6 protein-coding genes and 1 pseudogene are annotated in these 22,492 nt (G+C 38.5%); all 7 read left to right on the top strand.

Annotated features, from left to right (window positions below; all coding sequences use genetic code 11):
- The first annotated feature begins 165 nt into the window (after window positions 1–165).
- Complete coding sequence (locus ACFINR_RS08175; RefSeq protein WP_375653926.1) at window positions 166–6,666, top strand: autotransporter outer membrane beta-barrel domain-containing protein; 6,501 nt, start codon at window positions 166–168, stop codon at window positions 6,664–6,666.
- A gap of 677 nt (window positions 6,667–7,343) precedes the next feature.
- Window positions 7,344–10,463 carry an autotransporter outer membrane beta-barrel domain-containing protein gene (locus ACFINR_RS08170; protein WP_375653922.1) on the top strand — a complete coding sequence of 1,040 codons (3,120 nt, stop codon included), beginning with the start codon at window positions 7,344–7,346 and terminating at the stop codon, window positions 10,461–10,463.
- 1,178 nt (window positions 10,464–11,641) lie between these two features.
- Complete coding sequence (locus tag ACFINR_RS08165) at window positions 11,642–14,488, top strand: autotransporter outer membrane beta-barrel domain-containing protein (protein WP_375653918.1); 2,847 nt, start codon at window positions 11,642–11,644, stop codon at window positions 14,486–14,488.
- A 445-nt stretch (window positions 14,489–14,933) separates the two neighbouring features.
- Window positions 14,934–18,464, top strand: coding sequence for an autotransporter outer membrane beta-barrel domain-containing protein (locus ACFINR_RS08160; RefSeq protein ID WP_375653915.1), 3,531 nt, complete (start codon window positions 14,934–14,936; stop codon window positions 18,462–18,464).
- Window positions 18,465–18,845: 381 nt separating this feature from the next.
- The gene (locus ACFINR_RS08155) at window positions 18,846–19,133 is read left to right on the top strand and encodes a hypothetical protein (protein WP_375653911.1); all 288 of its coding nucleotides are present in this window, start codon (window positions 18,846–18,848) and stop codon (window positions 19,131–19,133) included.
- Between the two features lie 28 nt (window positions 19,134–19,161).
- Window positions 19,162–19,888: pseudogene (locus tag ACFINR_RS08150) on the top strand (autotransporter outer membrane beta-barrel domain-containing protein); the annotation flags it as partial.
- A 172-nt stretch (window positions 19,889–20,060) separates the two neighbouring features.
- Window positions 20,061–22,492 (top strand): autotransporter outer membrane beta-barrel domain-containing protein (locus tag ACFINR_RS08145; protein WP_375653908.1); only part of this gene is annotated, 2,432 nt, incomplete at its 3' end.

The following is a 22,492-nucleotide window of genomic DNA, read 5'->3' as shown; positions in this document are numbered from 1 at the left end:
GTTTGCGCACTTAAAAACTTAACTTTGGTATTTTTATGCACAAAATGAAGCGTAAATAAATAACACTATGTTGTAAAGTTGACTGACATATGTTACAAATCGTTCACTTACCTCATTTTCACTTAATTCTAGTGTTTTTGCAACATTATTTAGAAAGTTTGACATATGATCAATGTATTTAAAAAGCGTACACGTTTGTACGCACTGACAACAAGTGCTTTCTTCTTTTTACAAGGTGTAGATGTTTCTATAGGGAATAGTTTGTGGTCACTCTCAAGCCTATCTACTTCATTGACATCTATACTACCATCTTTTAGAAGTTCATCAGCATCTCCTACACCTGAAGTAGCAGAATTACCTGCTGCTCCTTTAGCACAAGTCGCTAGTGGTGGCGTTGGCGGTGTCCCTGGCGGTGGCGCTGGTGTCCCTAGCAGCGCTGGTGGACTTGGTGGCGCTGGTGTTCCTGGCGTTGGTGGTGGTATCCTTGGTGGCGTTGGCGATGTCCCTGGTTCTGTGCAACAGGATTCTTTAGTAGAATCAATTCCAGCATTGTTACCACCTTGTTCTTCGGCCAAAGAATCTCTGTCTAGAGCGTCTATTTTCTGTGATGATGGTGCTACGCATACACTTGGACAAGGTGAAGGTAGTAGTAAAACTCCGCTTAAAGCAGGAAGGTATGATCGTGCTATATATGTAACAGGTCCTTTGCCTACAGTTATTAATGTATCTGAGATATCCGTGGTTGCTGAAGAAGGCACAGATATTAAGGTGGTTGAAAATAAAACTCTGTTTCAGGGTGAAGGTAGGGGCTCTGTATTTGCGGATGGTAAGTCTCAACTTGGCGCTGCGATTAATTTGAACGATACAGTGGTTGAAGGATTTGCTTATGGGCTTGGAGCTTCTAGTTATGGAAAGGTTGCTATGAATAGTGGTTCCCTTCACAGCCGTTATGTGAATGCTATGGCTTCAAAAGAAGGTGTGGTTCTTTTGGAAAATGCACGTGTTACAGCAGAGATAGTTGGTCTGTGGAGTGATGATAAATCTGTAATAGAGATGAAAAAAGGAACACTTTCTTTAGGAGATACAACGATAGGGGTTATCGCTTCAGAAATGGGAATTGTTCTATTGGATGGTGTTAGCATTCAAAAAAATGTTTCTGAATTAAATGGGGCGGCACAGATGAAGGAGAGGAGCGGAGAGCTGGTGCTGCCGGAAGATTCTGATAGAGATGATTCTTCTCAAGATGTTGGGCGCATTGCTTTGCTATCACGTGACGGTTATATTTCGTTTAAAAATGGGAATTTTGATGTTTCCGATAGTATTTTTTTGCAGATTGGTCCAAATATTTCGAGCAACATTGTACGAAATATGCAAGAAAATATAAACACTTATTTTGAGTTTGAAGATGAAGATGAAGATGAAAATAGGGAGGAGTATCTTCCTGTTTATTTGCGTTCTTCCCATCGTTCTTCCAATATTTTTCCCAAAGCTTTTAGTGATATTTTTTCTTCTGTTTATAAGGCTAGAATACAGAAAGAGAGTGCTCTTGGCATTGATCCATTCTCTAATTTCTTGAATTTAAATGCTGTTATAAAATCTTCATCTATTAAGGTTCCAGGTAAAAAGTCTTATGGTATAGACTTTGATCGTCGGGCTAATGGGATACAGTCTGAGGACCCTGTGCCACATGGAGTTCTTTTAGAAAAGACTTCTCTCACAGTTCCAGAGGGTGTCGCTATTTACGGTGATGGTTTGAAAGGTTACGTTTTTTTACAAGATGGATCGGAAGTTTCGGGTTCTCTTTTGTTGAAAGCTAAAAAATCTGATTTATCCGTTTTTGCTAACAAATCTATCATTTCAGGTGCTACTCGTTTTGATGATAAATCTCATGCTGAGCTTTTTTTATCCAATGGAGCAGAATGGCGGGTAAAAAAAAGTTCCTATGAAGATTCAGAAGATGCCGATCAGCATTGTATAGATTCATGTATTTCATCTGTGAGTCTTCAAGATAGTGCTATTGAATTTTTTACTTCAATAAAAAATTTAAATAGTGCGGGTTCTAACGGTGGAAAGGCTGTTACTGAATATCAAATTCTTCGCATCGGAAAAGGAAAGGGTACTGTTTACAGTGCTAAGGGGACTTCTACAATTCAGTTCAATGTAGATGTATCTGGTAAGGCCGTAGATGTATCTGGTAAGGTTGTTGGTCGAAATTCTGATAGACTATTGATTCATGGTGATGTTTCTGGGCAAACTAAGGTAAAGGTGAAGGCACAAGGAGTAGGTTGGGGTGGTAACAATAATAAGGGATATAGTATTTCACTTATTCAAGTTTTCGGAAGGGCAGAAGAAAGCTCTTTTAGTTTAAATGGTGATTATGTTACGCTCGGAACTCCTTATCAGTATGTTCTTCGTGCTTATGGTCCAACTATTCCTTCGAAAATGCAGTATTTCGATAAGGCTTTAGTTGCGGGCAGTAAAGATGTTTGGGATTTTCGTTTAGAAGATAAAAATTTGCCCTATGAGCGTAGTTCTCTTTTTGTCTCAGGTGGCAATAGGGAGAGGGCGGGAGTAAATACTCCTTCCGTGCCATCTCGTGAAGCTGTGGAAAATGAGGTAGATAATTCTTCTGTAGGATCAAATCTTCCATCTGGAACTTCTGAATCTAGACCACCTAATCAAATTATTACTTCTAATACGAATGGGAACCCCGCATTACTTGGGAGATCTGATACAGGTGATGTAAGTCATGAAGAGGCTAGAAATGAGCCCTCTACAATATCAGATCCTTTATCTTCTTCTCTAAATACCTTGACAACTGAAGAGACTGTTGATGGAAGTGAAGATCCTAGACAGAATGCAAATGAAGTAGAATATACTATAGTAGGTTACGGTGATTCTGATACAGTTGGTGTGAATTCTGGAATTCATAGAACTGAGACAGGTGATGAAGATCATACAGACGGTGGATATGAAGGATCCTATGATGTAGAGAGTGAAGCATCTGAAGCTGTAATGTCTATTCCTTCTCCTACTCCGTCTCCTGTTGCTTCTACTGTATCTGAGGGGGGCGCATCTACTGATCAGGGGGAAGATAGAACATCTGAAGTTGTAACGTCTGTTCCTTCTTCTACTACGCCTTCTGTTGCTTCTGCTGTATCTGAGGAGGGCACATCTACTGATCAGGGGGTGGGTAGAACATCTGAAGCTGTGACGTCTATTCCTTCTCCTGCTACGTCTTCTGTTACTTCTGCTGTATCTGAGGGGGGCGCATCTACTGATCAGGGGAAGGCTAGAACATCTGAAGTTGTAACGTCTGTTCCTTCTTCTACTACGCCTTCTGTTGCTTCTGCTGTATCTGAGGAGGGCACATCTACTGATCAGGGGGTGGGTAGAACATCTGAAGCTGTGACGTCTATTCCTTCTCCTGCTACGTCTTCTGTTACTTCTGCTGTATCTGAGGGGGGCGCATCTACTGATCAGGGGAAGGCTAGAACATCTGAAACTATACCGTCTCTTCCTTCTTCCACTACGTCTCCTGTTACTCCTACTGTATCTGAGGAGAGGGCTTCTACTAATCCTGCAAGATCTGGGACATCTGGGCATAATGTATATACTGTTTCGTCCAATTCATCTCCTTCATCTAGAGGTAGAAGTTCGTTAAATTTAATACCTTCAGGAGCTAATTCACTTGGGAGATCTGATCCAGATAGGGTTTCAGTGATATCGACAGATGGGATTTCTGTATCATCTGGGCATACTATATCGAATAAGCTTCCATCTATAAAATCAGCAGCTTCCATAAAGCCTTCTTCTGAGGTTTCTGAGAAATCTTCTACACCTCCTAATGGATCTGTTGGACGTATTGTTCCGCCTAATAGTATTGGTAAGGAAACGATTTCTTCTACATGTGATGATATGAATAATGGAGAGAAGGGATCGCGGACTATTTATTTGTGTAGAGATGGTAAATCGCGGACAATAACAGGGAAGACACTGAAGGCAAGTGAGAAAACTCAGCATTCTATGCATGCAGTAAATCCAAATACAGTTATCAAGCTAGAGGGTACTACTATTAGTGGTGCGGATTCTTCAGATAGTAAAGATAATTTTGGTGTTACTCCATCAAAACTCGTGAGTGCTGTGCTTGCAGAAGAGGGGGCAGAAGTTGTTTTGGATAATAAATCAACAATTACCTCTTCTGTGATTGGGCTTGAAGCTAAAAGTGGCGGAAAAGTTAAGATGATTGGTGGAACAGTAGATGCGCTTTATGTGGGCGCTTTGGCGGGTTCTGGATCATCTGTTAATTTAAAGGATACGAAAATTAACGTAACGGGGGATTTAGCTATGGCTGGTTTGGTAAGTCAGGCTGGTAAGGTGTCTATGGACTCTGGGGCTATTACTTTGGAAAAGGGAGTGGCTGTGAGGTCAGAAGCTGGGGGAAGCGTTGAGTTAGACAAAGTTAATATTACTGCGAAAAAAGGACAGGGTAAGTTAGATTCTGTAGATAACTTTGGGCGTGCAGCTTTTCTGGTGAGTGATAATGCTTCTGTTGATTTTAAGAACGGAAATGTTGTTACTGATGCTCATGCTTTGTGGATTATAAAGTCTGGTGATAATGTGGTTGAGACGGGTTCTTCTAGGAGAAGGAGATCCTCTGACGTTCGTCCTACTATGAATCACGTAAATATCGAGTCTTCTACTGTTAAAGTGGAAGGTGACGGAGTCTACGGTATATATTTTGATGGGGGAACACAGAAGGAAGCGAGTCAACAAAATCGAAGTCAGGATTTAACAACTGAGAAAACAAATGTTGTTAAGCGGAGTACTGTGTCCAAACAGGAAAAAACGCCTATAGGCATAACAGGGACAGTTTCGTTGAAAAAAACTGATTTTGAAGTTGCAAATGGTATAGCTATCTATGGTAATAATTCTGGTGGTCGTGTTTCATTAGAAAATAAAACAACTCTTGCTGGTGACTTGTTATTAAAAGCTGAGAATGATTCGAACATATTGGTTTCAGTTGATAATTCTATTGTTACAGGCGGTGTTCGCGTTGATAAAAATTCTTATGCAAAATTAGACTTGGTTAATAATTCACAGTGGATTCTAAAAAGAAGTGCACAGAGGAATTTGGGGACTCTAGATTCAGGATGTGCGGATTCATGCATTTCTTCTGTAAGTCTTGTAAATAGTGCTATTGATTTTGCACCTTCGGAATCTGAAGGAAAATATCAGACTCTCCATATTGGAAATGGGAAAGGAACTGTTTATGCGGCACAGGGTAATGCTGTAATTCATCTCAATGCACGTTTAAATCCTCGTGATCCGAGTGATCAGCAAGTCACTGATCGGCTTGTCATTCATGGTGATGTTTCTGGAAAAACAAAAATACATGTACGAGGTGATGCAGGCAATGTAGGAGATGGTAAAGCGAATGCCAAGATTGCTCATACTGTTTCAATTATTCAGGTCTATGGTCAAGCGAAGAAAGACTCTTTCCAACTCGATGGCAATTATGTTGCACTGAGAAACTCACCTTACAAATACACCCTTCGTGCTTATGCTCCAGAAGCGACTTCGAAACAGGAGCATGTTCAGCAGAAATTTGTTAAGGATGGTGGAGAATTTTGGAATTTCCGTTTAGAAAATCAGTATGTTAAGTCTGTTGGATCTGCTGCCCTTCCTGAACAATTTGTAAGGTCTGTTGTTCCACAGGTTCCAACTTATCTCAGCTTGCCTAATAGTGTATTCCACGCTGGTTTAATGGATATTAGCAATCAAAATAAGCAATTGGAGACGTTGCGGATGACTTCTACAGGAATGGTAGAGGTTCGTGAAAATCCCGCTTTATACTTGCGCGGCTATGGTGGAAATTACCGTTATGCTTCAGATCTGTCCGCACTTGAATATGGTTACGGAGGTGATCTTAGTTATAATGGTGTAGAGGCAGGTGTTTTGCTGCAAACTATTGAAAATGCTGACAGTGCTATATCCTTTGGCGTTATGGGAACTTATGGAAAACTTTCTCTGCAGCCTGTGAATGTTGAGTACAGTCAGAAGAGTGCATTTGATAAATGGACTGCTACGGTATATGGTAGCATGCAGCATAATGTTGGCTTCTATGTCGACGGTCTTTTATCCTATGGTCTGTTCAAAGGTGATGTTCTCACCCTTGCACGGGGTAAAACAGCAACATTAAAAGGTAATCCTTTGAGTGTTTCTTTAGCTGGTGGTCAGACAATTATGACAGGATATAAGGGCTTTGTCTTTGATCCGCAGGTTCAGGTTGTGTATCAACATCTCCAGTTTAATAAAGCCCGTGATATCGACAATTTTGATATTGAAATGGGTAACCTTAATCAGTGGGTAGCGCGTGTTGGTGGACGCTTAACCAAGATTCCTACAGGTTCTGAAGGCGTGAATGCTATTGCTTTCTATGGTAAGCTTTATCTTGCTCATGGTTTTGAAGGAAAACAGTTTGTGCATTTCAATGATGCTTTCAAGTTAGGAGCTTTTGGTTCTTCTCTAGAGGCTGGATTAGGTTTTAATGCCAAATTGTTGCCACAGTTCTCTCTGTATGCTGATATTCTCTATCAACATAAGCTTAATAAGGCTGGTTTTTCGGGAACAAGTTTTTCCGGAGGAATACGTTACCAGTTTTAATATAAGGTACACTATGTACCTTTTTAGAAAAGGCAGCACATTGTGCTGCCTTTTTTCTTTGTAACAACTTGTGTTGTCTTTAAAAGATTTTCGTCTTCTTGATTGAGCAAAAAAAACATAGTTTGTTTTGTGTATGAGAGCACTTTTCTCCGCTAAAGCGAATTTTCTTAAAATTTATGCTGCTACTGATGCGATAGAGTGCTTCGCTTTTATCGGCTTTTAAAGCGTTCAGCAGACCGGTATGCGTTACGTTATCCTTTTTGGTACTGTATTGATATTATCTAATATAATATTTGATGTTTTCTAAAGCTCGTTTTTGAGAGTTTGTTTTTTACGGATTTAAATCATTGTTTCATTCATCTCCTTGTGGATTAATTTTTAAAGTTCACAAGGTTTGATTGTGTTTTTAATTAATTGCACGCATCGGTTTTATTTTTTCTTTACACGAAATACAGAATGCATTATACACTCATAAAGTGTGTTTCTGTAATTGTTCTCTTATAGGTGGTTTTGGCGTAGAGCTTTTGCCAAATTTATTGGGATAATTCATTACACAGTTCAGATGAGCATGAGGCATGTTCTTTTGTTACACTTTTCGTATTTTTGAGGTGTGCAATGGGGTGTTTTGTAAGTGCTTTTGTTTTTAATGAGAGGGGAAGGAAAGTTTCGAGGGAACTATGATTAAAGTTTTTAGAAATCATGTATGTTTATGTGCTTGTACAACCGCTATCCTCTCTTTGTTCCAAAGTGGAAGAGAAGTTTATGCGGCTACAGAGGGGAAGGATAGTAATCGTTATGTTATAAAGGTTATCCCAGTTGTCTCTGCTAATTCTTCTCCTCAGCTTAGCGGGAGTAATAAGCATAAGCTTCCTCTTAGTGGAGAAAGTGGTGATAATTATTATCCTCCTAATATGATTAATGTTGGCAATAACGATGATGGTATTCGTGGGGGAAATGATTATCGTAAGCTGAGTGGAGTGGATGGATGGAATGGATATCAGAAAAATGTAGATAACTCTGTTAAAGATGCAGACTCTGATGGAAGAGGAGTGAATCTTGGTTTTTATTACTATAGTGGGTTGTATTATGTATGTGATAATTGCGGGATAGATCCTAAAATTGATAATAAATCTTATACAATTACGAGTGCAAATGTTTCCAACTACCCTGCTAATCCCACTGCTATAACGGTGAAGGGAATAGGGACCAGAGTTGATGGAGAGAATGTAACTGTTAGCAGTGAAGTTCCTGATAAATCTTTTTTGCGTGGTGTGGCTGTATTCGATGATGGAAAGATTGTTTTGAAAAAATCGACGCTTAAAAATACAAAGTTAGCTCTTTTCGCTCATAATGGGATAATTGAGATACAGCAGGGGATTATAGAGGACAGTGATAGGGCTGTTGAAGCCGTGGGGAATTCATTGGTTATTTTAAAGGATACAAAAGTTAATACGCGTGATGGGAAGGTAAGTCTTTCCAGTTATAGCGGTGCAGATATCTGGGTGGAAGGTGGGGAGGTTAACTTTACCAACAGTCATGGGATTTCTGCGATGTTGGGAGGGACGGTGATTCTCGATGGTGTCACTCTTACTGGAAAGGGCCACAAAGACAAAAATGATGCAGCTTTTTTAATGGATGAAGGGGGACGTGTTGAGTTTACAGGGGGGGCTATTAAGGTTGAGGATGCACATGGTATATTATTAGAAAATCCCGTCAAGCCTTTTAGTGTTGTACCAGAACGTTCTGACTCAAAAGATGAAACTGAAGATTTATCGAATAACTTTTATGTGACCGAGGCTAACTTTAAGTCTTCTTCTGTTACAGTAAAGGGTAAGGGATCTTATGGTATCTATTTTCGGGGAGAGAAGCCATGGAGTGAAGGTGGGGATAAAAAAGAAGAGATTTCATTAGAGGAAGAAAAAGCTCCACCACGATTGGAAGTTGTTAATTTGGATACAACAGAGTTTTCTGTTGAAGACGATACGGCTCTTTATGGCAGCAATGTTATTTCTGGTGCGGTGAGTTTGATGAAAAGCACTCTTCGTTCAGGGAATGTTTTATTAAAAGCTGAGAAAGGGGCATCTGTGATCGTTTTGGCTGATGCTTCTACGCTTGAAGGTCGCACACACGTTGATAAAGACTCTAATGCCGAACTTTATTTGGGAGGTCGTTCTACATGGATTTTACAACAACCGCTGCAAAAAGATCAACATGGGGCTGCACATGATTCTTCTATTTCACTCGTTAGTCTTATGGATGAGAGCTCTATTAATTTTAAAAGACACGAATCTTCTTCTGTTGATGATTATCAAACCCTTCGTGTGGGAAAGGGAAAGGGTGAAGTTTATAGAGCACGGGAAGGTGCCTCTATTTCTCTTAATACATACCTGAATAGTGGTGGTGCTCTTGTTAATCAAAAGACTGATCGTGTTTTAATTCATGGTGATGTTTCGGGAAAAACAAAGCTCCAAGTGCATGGTGTTGCAGGAAGTCCAGGAGGATATACGGGAAAGGGGGGGAATGCTGAAGGTATTTCAATCATTCAGGTTTCTGGACAAGCAAAGCAAGATTCTTTTCAGTTGGAAGGTGGTTATGTAGCGTTAAACGCATTACCTTATCAGTATAAGCTTTATAGTTATGGTCCAGAATCTGAGTTTGGAAAAGCAAGTATGGATCAGAGATTAGTTGAAGGGAACGGAGAATTTTGGGATTTTCGCCTTGAAAGTAGATCTATAGATTCTGATGTTAAACCTAAACCAGATCCTGACCCAATTCCAGGACCAGAACCTTCTCCAGCACCAGCTCCGGAGCCTCATCCTAAGCCGGGCGTTAAGGCTGTTGTTCCGCAGGTTCCGACTTATCTCCTTTTGCCTAACGCCTTACGTCATATTGGTTTGATGAATGTTAACAATCAAAATAAGCGGTTAGAAGCTTTGCGAATTACTTCTGGGGGCTTATTAGAAAGTCGTGAAAATCCTCTCTTTTTTGTGAGCGGTTATGGCGGCAATCATCGTTATACTTCAAATCTTTCCACGCTTGAATATGGTTATGGCGGCGAGTTTGATTATAATGCACTAGAGGCAGGTGTTTTGCTGAAAGCAATCGAAAATATGTATGGTTCCACTTCTTTTGGAGTTATCGGGGCTTACGAGAGATTTTCTTTGCAACCTTTGAATGTTGAGCAGAGTCAAAAAAGTACATTTGATAAATGGTCAGTTACGGCATATGGTGGTATGCAGCATGATGCAGGTTTTTACGTTGATGGTCTTGTGTCTTACGGCTTGTTTAAAGGTGATGTTCTAACAACTGCACGGGGCAAGACGGCAACATTAAAGGGTTTCCCTTTAAGTGCTTCATTGACTGCTGGTAAAACATTTATGGTGGGGGAGGACGGTTTTGTTTTTGATCCGCAAGTTCAGGTTGTTTATCAATATCTTCAATTTAATAAGGTGCGTGATGTGGACGGCTTTGATATTGATTTAGGAAAACTTCATCAGTGGGTAGGGCGTGTTGGAGGGCGTTTAACAAAGAGGCTGGTTGCTACTGATGAGGCTCAGGTTGTTTCTTTCTATGGCAAGCTTCATCTTGCTCATGGTTTTGAAGGAAAACAATTTGTGCATTTTAAAGATGCTTTTCAGCTAGGTGCTTTTGGTTCTTCGTTAGAAACAGGATTAGGTTTTAATGCCCAATTATCTCAAAATTTTGCGCTTTACGGCGATTTGGTTTATCAGCACAAACTAACGAAAGCTGGTTTTTCTGGAACGAGTTTTTCAGGTGGATTGCGTTATCATTTCTAGTGTTGTTCCTGTTTTTGATTAATCTTTCAAAAAGCTACAAGTTATACTTGTGGCTTTTTCTCATTATCTATTCATTTTGTGTTATAGCATTTTTACGAGAGTGTGATTTTGCATATCTTTAATACGCTTTCTGATTGGACTTCTTTTGTTCTTCTTGAGAAATTTAATGAGTTTGTATGTTATTGTTGTAAAATGCGTATCTCAGAGTGATAATTATATTATTTATAATATTTTGATTTATAAAGATATTTTTTAATTTAGGGTGCTGAAATATTTTCAAGGATTTTATGATGAATCCATAAAAAGCATTCCTTTGTCTATTATATGTAAAATTGGCAGGTGGATAATCATTTAAGAAAGGAGTCAATATAATTTGGGGAATTATATTAAGAGGAGAGGATTTACAATATTAGAAATTGGCAAAGACAAAAATGCTACTCAGGCGCAATGAGGGCCGTATCCGATGAACTTTATATTATATCCGCTGTCGTTGTGAAATGGGGATGGAAATAATGAGGTATATCTGAGAAAATTGGTGAATGAGAAACATAATGACGTATTGTTTTTTGAAAGTGTGTTTTCTTTAAATGCATAAATAAAAAGATGAAGTCATGTGTCATCTTCACTTTTTAAAATATGGCTCTGAATGTTTTTGAATATTGTAAAGTTGAATTAAAAGGAGAAGGTAAAATCGGAACTGATTTTTACACGTTCTTACTTTTTATTAGACTGTCTTACCATGAAGATTGCCTAAAAGGCATATGTGAACTCTTGTTTCTCAATTTTGGCATATGTTTTGTCTGCTTACAGAGTGTACACTGTTTCAATATAATATTATCGTAAGGATGTTGATTATATCCGTTCTGGGGGTGATTAGACGGCAGTTAAAGTAGGTGTTCTTAATGCATGTCAACTGACTAAGGGTGTTTTTGACTAACAACGTTAAAGGTGATTTTTCTGTCGTTCTTCAGTTATATTTTTGCAAATTCTTTGTAAAAGCGACAGATTTAGATTGTATTTTCGAGTAATTTTTTTATTCCATATTTACATAAAACACAAAAAATATTAATAAACTCACGATATTAAAACCTAAACGTATTAAATATTTTTCTTTTGGTTAAGTTTTTTGATACGTTATGTGTAGATCTTAGTAAGAAGAGGGGGGTTATGGTGGAATTATGGTCAATCTATTTAAAAATCGCTTCTCCTTATGTACTTTTACAACGGCACTTCTTTTTTTGACACACAATGTTGGTGTTTTTGCACGCAATGCTGAATCTCAGGTTATCTCTGGAAAAAAGCAGTCTTCATGTGATCAGAATGCAGCATTTTATCAGTGTTCTGATGGTGGAGCGCACGAAATTAATAATAAAGTTTATTCGTTAATGGATAAAAATGTTAATGGTGTTCATGGAGCCATGGAGGCGTCTAAGGAAGGTACAATTATTCGTGGCAAGAATATAACTGTTAAGGGTATTTTGGATGAAAAGAATAACTCGGAAAACAATTTTTGGAAATATGGAGTAAAGGTATCAGAAGAAGCGGGCGTCTTTCTGAGCGATTCCACGTTGAGTGGGGTTTTAGTGGGGGTGGAAGCTCAAGGTGGATTCATCGTAATGTCTGGTGGATCAATTGATGCAATCAAAGTGGGGGCTTTTGCTGGAGGAAAATCTCAAAGTGGTGTTGATTTAACGAATACGCAAATTAGCCTAGGGAGAGTTGGGGTTAAAGCAGGAGAAAAAGGATATCTTATTTTAGAGGGTGTCTCTATTACCGGCAAGGGGAGTACCGGCAAGGATGATCAAGGGCTGGATGCAGGTCGTCAGGCAGCTTTTCATATATCTGAAGATGGTTATGTTCAGTTTATGAAAGGTTCTGTTGATGTTACTGATGCTCATGGGCTTTTATTGCAGGGAGATAAAGCTCCTCAGATTAATATTGGAGATTCCAATATTACAGTGAAAGGTAATGCATTTTATGGTATACACTTTGAAGGTGTGGCAGCATCAGAAGGTTCGTCAGAGGGAAAATCATTGCGCGTTGATTTGAAAAAGACGCGTTTTGTCGTTCCAGATAGTATAGCTGTTTATAGCAGTCAATCTGGAAAATCTAAAATATTTTTAAAGGAAACAAAGCTTTTTGGGGATTTGTTGCTGAGGGCTGATCGTAACTCTTCTATAGAGGTTGTTGCTGATGCTTCTGCACTTGTCGGTCAAACTCAGGTTGATAACAGTTCTAAAGTCGACCTTATCTTGGGAAATAATTCACAGTGGGCTTTATTGCAACCAAGACAGAAAAAATTACAAGATCCTAATTATAGAGGTGTTTCGTTTATTTCATCGGTACACCTTTCTAATAGTTCCATTACTTTTGAAAAACCAAAGTCCAGTACTGATCATGCATATCAAACGCTTTATATTGGAAAAGGAACAGGTATTGTTTATCAGGTTTTTGGTGATGCTTGGATTCATTTGAATGCACGTTTAAATCCTAGTGATACAAGTGATCATCAAGTAACGGATCGGCTTCTCATTCATGGTGACGTTAAGGGAAGAACTATAGTTCATATACAAGGGGTTGCGGGAGGTTTAGAAGAAAAAAATAAAAAAGCGCATAGTGTTTCAATTATTCAAGTTTATGGAGATGCATCGTATGACTCTTTTCAACTGAATGGACAGTATGTTGCCTTAGAGGGGGCCCCTTATAAATATGTACTTCGTTCTTATGGTCCAAGTGTTACTAGAGGGGAAGAGCATGTTAAACAGAAATTTGCTTTGAATGGAGGGGCATTTTGGAATTTTCGTTTAGAAAATGAATATGTTCAAACTGCTGATTATAGAGAAACTCCTATGGTTTCTAAACGTACACTTCCTGCGTATGCTTCTTTTGAGGATGTTGTTCCAGCATCTTCTGAGGATGTTGTTCCGGTGTCTTCTGCGGATATTGTCCCAGCATCTTCTGGTGATGTTGTTTCGGTGTCTTCTGCGGATGTTGTGCCAGCGTCTTCTACAGATAGTCTTTCTGAAATTGAAAATGTTTCTCCGTCTCAACGAGGTGTAAGATCTGTTGTTCCTCAGGTGCCAACTTATCTACTTTTGCCGAATAGTTTGTTCCACGCTGGTTTGATAGATATCAGCAATCAAAACAAGCAGTTGGAGATAGTACGGACTAATCTTAGTGGAATGTTGCAAATTCATGAAAATTCTGCTTCATTTTTGCGTGGCTATGGTGGGAATTATCGTTATGCCTCAGATTTATCTGCGCTTGAATATGGTTATGGGGGAGATCTAGGGTACTATGCACTAGAGACAGGTGTTTTGCTACAAACTGTTGAAAATGTTGACAGTGTTATATCCTTTGGGGTGATGGGGTCTTATGGAAAGCTTTCTCTACAACCTCGAGATGTTGCACAAAGCCAAAAAAGTACATTTGATAAATGGACTGCTACAGTTTATGGAAGTATGCAGCATGATGTAGGATTCTATGTTGATGGTTTGTTATCTTATGGTCTGTTTAAGGGAGATGTTCTGACAACTGCGCGGGGTAAAACGGCAACATTGAAGGGTAACCCTTTAAGTGTTTCCTTGATGAGTGGTCAGAAAATTGCCACAGGATATGAAGGTGTTGTTTTTGATCCACAGGTTCAGGTTGTTTATCAGCATCTTCAATTTAATGAGGCCCGCGATATTGATAATTTTAATATTGAGATGGATAAACTTGATCAATTGATGGTGCGTATGGGTGGTCGCTTGATAAAGACTCTTACTGCGTCTGAAAAAGATCGTGATGTTTCTTTTTATGGAAAGATTCATTTTGCCCATGATTTTGGAAAAGAAAGGTCTGTGCGCTTTAAAGATTCTTTCCAGTTAGGGGCTTTTGGTTCTTCTCTAGAGGCTGGATTAGGTCTTAATGCTCGCTTGTCTCAAAAATTTGCGCTTCATGGTGATTTGGTTTATCAGCATAAGTTGAGTAAAGGTGGTTTTTCTGGAATCAGTTTTTCTGGTGGATTGCGCTATCGTTTTTAGGATGATCATCTTGAGGTAAGTTGTTTAAAAAACCACAAGCATAGCTTGTGGTTTTTTATTATTTGTTTGCAACTTTTTAAATAAGTTTTTTAAAAAAATGTTTTTTTTGCATGAGCAAGTTTGTTTCTTTTTAGAAACGAGATAAGGCTTTCTGGTTTGCAGTTTTTGCTTCTTATGCTGTTTTTCTTCTTTGAGTTTATTTTTATTAAATTCTCTTGAAATCACTGCTTTGGGGTGGAATTTTTATTTCTATCTATATTTTTACGCGTTTTTATAAATAATACAATTTTAAATTGTGATATTTTGGGATTCTGGCTTTACATAAAACATAGGGTGGATATATAAAACACAAAACGTATTTTAAATTATCACGCGCAACCAAAGTTATTAAACAGAACGCGTGTTTTTTGTTTTTAGAGAAGGGGAAGAAAGTTTGTAGAAAATTATGTTTAAAAATCATCTCTCTTTATATCATTTTACAACGGTTATTTTTTTCTTTGTATACAATACTGATGCAGGTGAGATTTCTTCTGAGAAGAAGCCATATTCATGTAACGAAAGTGCCTCATTTTATCGCTGTAATGATGGTAAAACGCATGAAATTACCAAGAAAACTTATCAACTTACGGGTGAAAGTTCTTATGCTGCCATAGAGGCATCAGGGAAAAATACAGTCATTGAGGGAGAGGCTATAATCATTAACGGTGTTTCGAATGCACATGGACATTCAGAAACAAACGCTTGGACAACAGCTGTAAAGTCCTCAAATGGGGGAGGCGTTGCTCTATTTGATTCCATGTTAAATAACGTGTCGATAGGGGCCGATATTAATGATGAGGGAGCTTTTGAAATGCAGGATGGGGTGATTAAAGCAACCAGAATGGGGATCAGTGTTGGGGGTAAAGGGTCGTTTGTTTCTTTGACCAAGACAGAGATTAAGACATCTTCTGATGCGATAGGTCTTTTGAGTCATAATGGTGCAAAAATTTATATGAAAGGAGGAAAAATTGATTTTGCTGATGGTATTGGTGTTCAAACAGGAGGAGATGGAGAAATTAATTTAGAGGGCGTTTCTATTACTGGGAGGGGGAAACAGGGAACAAATACAGATAATCATCGTGAAGGTTCTGCTTTTAGTATGCTTCAGGGGAAAGGCTCTCTTAATTTCCAGAAGGGAAACGTTAATGTCGACAATGTTCATGGCATTGTAGTGCAGGGGAATAACCATAATGCTGCTCATATAAAATATTCCAATGTTTTTGTGAGAGGGAATGGATTTAATGGTATGCACTTTTTTTGGGAAGCTGTCTTAAATGATAAAAAAACAATTATACCTGGAAAAGGGACTGTCCATGTGACAAAGACAACTTTTATGGCTCCAGAAAGTACGGCTATTTATAGTCGCGAATTCGAAAGTTCTGTTAAACTCTCACAACATTCAAAAATTTCTGGAGATTCACTCCTGAAAGCTGTTGAGCGTTCTAATGTAAAGATTGAGGCTGATGCTTCTACCCTTGTAGGAGGCGCACATGTTGATGAAAGTTCTACAGCTAAGATAGATTTAAAAAATGGTTCAAAGTGGATTTTATCGCGACCAAAATATGACAAATTGCAAAATTCTGATGCTTCTGGTTCTAGGTTAAAAGATTATTCTTCTATTTCATCGGTTAATCTTACGGATAGTTCTCTTGTTTTTGAAGAATTAAAATCTAAAAAAACAAATGGTTATCAGACACTTCTCATTGGAAAAGGATTTGGGACTGTCTATAAAGCGCACGGTGATGTGAATCTTTATCTTAATGCATATTTGGATAAAGGCGGAGCTCTGCAAGAGCAAAAAACTGACCGGCTTTTAATCAATGGTGATCTTGAAGGGAAAACAACAGTTCATGTGTATAGTGTTCCTGGAAGCTCAGGGGCATTGACGGGAGATGGTGGTAATAATCAGGGGATTTCCATTATTCAGGTTTATGGAAAAGCCATGGAAGATTCTTTTCAGTTAAAGGGGGGGTATGTCACACTTGAAGCCTCCCCCTATCAGTATCATCTTAAGAGTTATGGTCCAGGCTCTGCTTTAGGGGCGGCAGATTCCAATCAAAGAGTGCTTAAAAACTCTGGAACATTTTGGGATTTCCGACTTGAAAGTCAATTTGTTGATTCCACTAAAGTTTTTCCTGTTCTTGATTTGGTTGTCCCCCCTTCTTCTGATGATATTCCTTCTTTTCCTAAAATTCATCCTAATATTACTGGAGGTGAGGATGGTTCTATTGATTCTAACTCTCAGCAAAAGTCTCAGGAGCCAAGTCTTTCTTCTCCTGTAGATTCTCCTGATAGGGATTCCCATCTTACGACCACACCTAATGTATCTGATGTTTTTGTACTTGAGATCCCCAATCCTCTTTCCTCTCTTGCACCTGTTGTTCCCGCTATTGCTGAATCTAATCCAGTTTCTCCACCTGCATCTGGTTCACCTGTTCCGCCGCATGTTTCACCCACTCCTTCTGTTGTTTCCCCAGTTGCATCTGGTTCTTCTGTTCCGTCATCTGTTTCATCCACTCCTTCTGTTGTTTCCCCAGTTGCATCTGGTTCTTCTGTTCCGTCATCTGTTTCATCCACTCCTTCTGTTGTTTCCCCAGTTGCATCTGGTTCACTTGTTCCGCCGCATGTTTCACCCACTCCTTCTGTTGTTTCCCCAGTTGCATCTGGTTCACCTGTTCCGCCGCATGTTTCACCCACTCCTTCTGTTGTTTCCCCAGTTGCATCTGGTTCTTCTGTTCCGTCATCTGTTTCATCCACTCCTTCTGTTGTTTCCCCAGTTGCATCTGGTTCACTTGTTCCGCCGCATGTTTCACCCACTCCTTCTGTTGTTTCCCCAGTTGCATCTGGTTCACTTGTTCCGCCATCTGTTTCACCCACTCCTTTTGTTGTTACTCCACCTGCGTCTGGTTCTTCTGTTCCGTCATCTGTTTTTGAGTCTTCTTCTCATTTTGAGCCAAATGTGAGAGTCGTTGTTCCACAGGTTTTGACTTATATTCTTGTGCCAAATACCTTATTTTATGCTGGATTGATGGATATCAGTAATCAAAGCAAGCAGTTGCAAGCGCTGCGAACTGTTCCTGGTCGGTTGTTGAAAAATGATGAAAATCCCGCTTTGTTTTTGCGCGGTTACGGTGGACATCATCATTATACTTCAAATTTGTCTGCATTTAAATATGGTGATTATGGCGGTGAGCTTGATTATAATGCACTAGAGGCAGGTATTTTACTCAAGAAAATCGAAAGTGCATACAGTACGACATCTTTTGGGATTATGGGAAATTATGGCAAGCTTTCTTTGCAGCCTCGAAAGGTTAAACAAAGTCAAGAAAGTATATTTGATAAATGGACAATCACAGCATATGGAAGCATGCAGCATGATACGGGTCTCTATATGGATGGTCTCTTCTCTTATGGTTTGTTTAATGGAAATGTTCTCACACTTGAGCGAGGTAAAACGGCTGCATTGAGAGGGAAGCCCTTAAGTGTTTCTTTAATTGCTGGTAAAACGTTTATGATAGGCAGCCGATATTTTATTTTTGAACCACAGGTTCAGTTTGTTTATCAAAATCTCCAGTTTCATAAGACTCGTGATATTGATAATTTTAATATTGATATGCGAAGTCCAGATCATTGGGGGATGCGTATTGGTGGGTATTTAACGAAGACACTTACATTTACTAAAGATAAAGATGCACATGTTCTCTCATTCTATGGTAAGCTTCATTTCATTCGTAGTTTTGATGATAAACAATTTGTATATTTTAAAGATGCCTTCCAGCTTGGTTCCTTTGGGACTTCTTTAGAAGCTGGATTTGGTGTTTTTTCGCAATTATCTCCCAAAATTATTTTTCATAGCGATCTGATTTATCAGCATAAATTTACGAGTGACGGCTTTTCCGGAACGCATTTTTCTGGTGGATTAAGTTATCATTTTTAATTGTATTTTTCTTTAATACATCTTTTGTGAAAGATATAAGCACAAAACATGGTTTTGTTGTGTTGTTTTTCTGATTTTTGACTTTACATATAATACAAAACAAATTATATGTAGCGGTACATAATAAGAATAATAAGTAGATGAACCAGGTGTGTCTTTTCAGTTTTTTATGAATAAAATAAAGGAAGTTTAGACTAAATTATGATTAAAGTACTAAAACGCCATGTGTGTGTTCTCTTACGACCTCTATTTCTTTCTTCGCGCACAATATAGATGTGAGTGGAGAAGATTAATAACCCCTCGTGTAATTCTCTTTTTAAGTCGTATTCGTGTGATACAGTTGATGCTTCTCGTACTTTTGGAAGTCGTAATAAGTTATATATGAGTGGATTGGATAGGAGGACTACAGGTGTTATTTTTACAATACGAGCTCATAACATAGTTATTAAGCCGCAAAAAAGTAAAGGGGAAAAAAGGCTTTCAGGAACTGATGGAATTTTAGAATTAAAGAGATCTGAGAAGATTACATCAGCAGTGGTTGTGTCAAAAGATAATAAAACTTCTTTTAAAAAGAGTTCTATTACAGGAAATGGCGAAAAGAAAAGTGGTAGAAATGCTACGTTATCTCAATCTGTGTTTGGTGTGAAGCAGGGTGGTTCTTTCCTTTGATGAAGGTAAGATTCAGGTTTCTGATGTTCATGGTATAGAGGCAAGTGTCTTGCTCAATGCGATTGAGGATACACATCACACTTTGAGCTTTGGAATAATGGAGAATAATGGAAAAAAACTCTCTACAACCTCAAGATGTTAAAGAAAACAAAAAAGTACATTTGATAAATGGTCTATTACAGTATATGGCAGCATGCAGCATGATACAGGCTTTTATATAGATGTCCTTTTTTCCTGTGGTTTATTTAAAGGGGATGTTCTCACGCAAGCAAGAGGCAAGACAGCAACATTGAAGGAAACGCCTTTGAGTGCTGCATTGATTGCGGGCAAGTCATTTATGACAGGGCATAAAGGGGTTATTTTTGATCCGCAGGTTTTAGGTTATTTATCAAAATGTGCGGTTTGATAAGGCGTCTGATATTGATGGTTTTGATATTGAGATGGGAAAACTTGATTTATGGGTGATGCGTGTTGGTGGTCTTTAAGAAAGATGCTTGCTGCTTCTGAAGAGGATCTTGTTGTTTCTTTCAATTGCAAGCTTCAGCTTGCCATTAGTTTTAGAGGAAAACAACGTGTGCGGTTTGGAGATGAATTCCAATAAGGGCTTTTGGCTCTTTTCTAGAAACTGGAATGGGATTGAAGGCTCAGTTGTCTTCAAACTTTGCTTTGCATGGAGATGTAACTTATCAGCATTGCCTTAGAAAAGGTGGTTTTCAGGGATTATTTTTTCAGGCGGTTTATACTATCGTTTTTAGGTGCCTATGAAATATAGAGTAATTTTTACATAAGTTATAGAGTGTTTTATGAAGTATAAAGTGATTATTTAAGTTTTATACTTGCTATTGTTAGTGTGTTTAACTTAATGTTATGGGGAATATTTTTTATTTTTAACTAACAGGGGGAGAAAGGCAAATTGGGAATAAAGTTATGGTTAATGTATTAAGCGGGTATAGATTTTTATTTATTACAACGGCTATTGTTTCTTTTTTGCCAATCGTGAGTGTTAATGCGAATCCTAACAATTTAGGAATTTCCTGTAATGTATCAGGGAGTTTTTTTACGTATAGCGATAGTAAAAAACATACGATAAGTAATAAAAATTATACTCCTTCTGTCTCTTCTCTAGATGATTTTATTGCTGTCTTCTCTATAGAAAAAGAGGGAACTGTTTTAAATTTATTAGAGACAAATATTATCTCGCATAGGCCAAAGCAGATGTTTTTATATAGTGCATCTGTAAAAGATGATGGCAAGCTTGTTCTAACCAATTCAAATATTAAGGATATGTCCGGTTTTCGTGTTCAGAATGGGCAAGTTGTGATGAATAGAGGGAAGATTGAAGGTAGTTTGCAAGCTGTATGTGCAGAAGGAAAAAAAACCGATATTGCTTTAGTGAGCGTAAATATTGATATTGTATCAGATAATTTGAATGCAAAAGGGATTGGATTTGTTAGTAGTTCTGATGCATTCATTAGGATGTCAGGCAGTACTATTACTTTTAATGAGATTGGTGCGTTTTCAACACAATTTGGGGGAAAATATCTTATTGATACAACCAATATTCAGGGAAAAGGTAAGAAACACACGATTGTAGTTGATAATGAAAGTATTGATGAATTTCCAAGAGCTTTTGACATATCACAGGGTGGTAATGTTCAATTACGTGGTGATTTTATTCAGCTCACTGATATGCATGGCTTCTTGATTACGAATTTTGCAGGTTATGCAGATGCTGAAGGTAAATTGGTTCAAGAATACGCTTCATCAAATGAGTTTAAAAAGACAAATATTAAGATTGAAGGTACAGAAATTTCTGTTCAGGGTGAGGGAGTATACGGTCTGTATTTTTATGGATTAGGCCCAGATGTATGGGGTGATATGTTTAAGGTAGGGAGTGAAAAACTTTCAAAAGTAGAAAAAATTGTTTGGGGTGAAGCGTCTTTGCATTTGTCACAGACAACTTTTTCAGTTCCCGATGGTATTGCCATTTATAGTACGGGAGATGATATTTATGGAGCTGAAGCTACCATTGAATTAACAGAAAGGACAAAGATCTCTGGTGATTTATTGTTAAAGGCTCAAAATAATTCTTCTCTATTGGTGAAAGCAAAGGATTCTATCCTTACAGGGGGTATTCGTGTTGAGGATGCATCAACTGTTCACTTAGAATTAACAAATGGCTCTGCATGGTATCTCACCAAAAGGAAACATACAGATTTGCAGGAATCTCTTCCTGTAGATTCATTACTTTCGTCTATAAGCATTTCTGATAGCACAATTTTTTTTGATAAATTTATATCTCAAGATTATCAAACGCTATATATTGGAAAAGTATATATTGAGAAAGGAAGTAATCTAAATGACATAAATCCAATAGAGGGGATACAATATGATAAAGAAGCCTATAATGCAAAGGGAAATGTGCAGATTAAGATGAGTGCGTTTGTGAATAATGACGGCTCGTTTAATCCTCAAAAAACTGATCGTATTTTGATCTACGGGAATGTTTTGGGAAGTACACTGCTCATGATGGAGAAATTTTCCAAAACCTTAGAAGGAGAAGCTGGCAATAAAGGAAGTCAAAGTATTTCACTTGTTCAAGTTGCTGGGACAGCAGAGGAAAGTTCTTTTAAGTTAGCCAATAGTTATACTACGGTGAATGGATTTCCTTATCAATATAAACTTCGTGTCTATGGTCCAAGTTCTTCTTCTGGAAATGCAGATCCAAAGAATAGATTGGTTGTTGGAGAAGGGGATTTTTGGGATTTTCGTCTCGAAAGTGTTTACATTGGTCCTGAATTAGATTCTTCTGAAACTGCTTCTAAGCCAACGTCTACAGTTTTACCTCCTCAATCTGAAGAAGAGACGGTTCCTTCTAAACGACCAACAGAGACTATTTCACCTGAACAACCCCCTTCTGTTGAGCCTCCACTTATACCATCTACACCTTCTTTGCCTGAAGGATCTGAACCGTCTGAAACATTTATCCCTACGGATTCGACGCTGACTCCTTCTGCACCAGTTCCGTCTGAGCCTCCCTCTGTACCAACAGTTCCGGAGGCTCCTTCTGCTGTGCAACCTATGCCTGCACCGTTTGTTCCAGTTGAAGATTCTACTAATGATGTTCTGCCATCTGAGCCCTCTGCTCCGGAGGACACTTCATCTCTGGATACTGTTTCTCCTCCTTCTGCCCCTGTTGAACCAAAGCCTTCTCAGTCCTCTGATGCTTTGGAACCTTCATCTAATCTCTCTATACCGCTTGATGTTCCGCCTGAGCTAGGTATTAGAGCGGTTGTTCCACAGGTTCCAACTTATCTTCTTTTGCCAAATGCCTTATTTCATGCTGGTTTAGTGGATAT

Origin of the sequence: Bartonella sp. AP19HLJMH, assembly GCF_042196245.1 — a bacterium.
Taxonomy (GTDB): domain Bacteria; phylum Pseudomonadota; class Alphaproteobacteria; order Rhizobiales; family Rhizobiaceae; genus Bartonella.
Note: the sequence above shows the minus strand (reverse complement) of the source record. Positions and strands in the feature narration are given on the sequence as shown.

What these genes read in the sequence shown, in the direction of transcription:
- ACFINR_RS08175 (WP_375653926.1), top strand. Translation starts at nt 166, where the DNA reads ATGATCAATGTATTTAAAAAGCGTACACGTTTGTACGCACTGACAACA.
- ACFINR_RS08170 (WP_375653922.1), top strand. Translation starts at nt 7,344, where the DNA reads ATGATTAAAGTTTTTAGAAATCATGTATGTTTATGTGCTTGTACAACC.
- ACFINR_RS08165 (WP_375653918.1), top strand. Translation starts at nt 11,642, where the DNA reads ATGGTCAATCTATTTAAAAATCGCTTCTCCTTATGTACTTTTACAACG.
- ACFINR_RS08160 (WP_375653915.1), top strand. Translation starts at nt 14,934, where the DNA reads ATGTTTAAAAATCATCTCTCTTTATATCATTTTACAACGGTTATTTTT.
- ACFINR_RS08155 (WP_375653911.1), top strand. Translation starts at nt 18,846, where the DNA reads ATGAGTGGATTGGATAGGAGGACTACAGGTGTTATTTTTACAATACGA.